The following is a 640-nucleotide window of genomic DNA, read 5'->3' as shown; positions in this document are numbered from 1 at the left end:
TCCAGCACCGCCATCCGGTCGCTGTCCGAGCCCATTCGGCACGTGCCGGCCGGATGGTAGTTGGTCTTGACGAAGCGTTTGCAATGTTTTGCCAGCGCCTCATCGCTGAGATCATCCTGACTTGGCACGGCAATGGCCTTGACCCGATCGCCGAGCGGCTTGGTCTGGAACGCCTGCAGGAAATAACGCTGACCCGAGATCATCTCCCGCATGTCGTCTGGATGCTTGAGCAGATTGGGCGAAACGACCGGCATGTCCTTCGGGTCCGCCGACCGCAGCCTCACAAAACCACGCGACTTAGGCTTCACCACAACCGTCGTGACGGTAAGCCCATAGGTGTTCTCGACGAGGGTGAGGATATCGCGATCCAGATAGACGTGCGGAACGCAGAAGGCCTGGATCGTTGGTTCACCGTGCGGATCGGCCGGGTTGACGAAGGCGCCGGCCTCGACTCCGGCCGAGAGGATCGTGCCGGTGCCGAAGAGCTTGAAATGGAGGCCATTCCTGATCATCCGCCAGCCTTGGCCTTGCCTGAAATAACCGTAAGGGCCGTTTGCCGTGGCGATGATCGGGACCTCCGGATGGTCGACCAGATTTTCGCCGACCCCTGGCAGGTCGGCGGCGCAAGCAATGCCATACC

1 protein-coding gene is annotated in these 640 nt (G+C 61.1%); it reads right to left on the bottom strand.

Translation table 11 applies throughout. The features are described from left to right. The coding region (locus EN914_RS37525; protein ID WP_164779275.1) for a GMC oxidoreductase at positions 1–640 on the bottom strand (640 nt) is incomplete at both ends.

The sequence above is a fragment of the Mesorhizobium sp. M7A.F.Ca.CA.001.08.2.1 genome (assembly GCF_003998455.1).
GTDB lineage: Bacteria > Pseudomonadota > Alphaproteobacteria > Rhizobiales > Rhizobiaceae > Mesorhizobium > Mesorhizobium ciceri.
The sequence above is the reverse complement of the archived record's forward strand: the minus strand, read 5'-3'. Positions and strand labels throughout refer to the sequence as shown.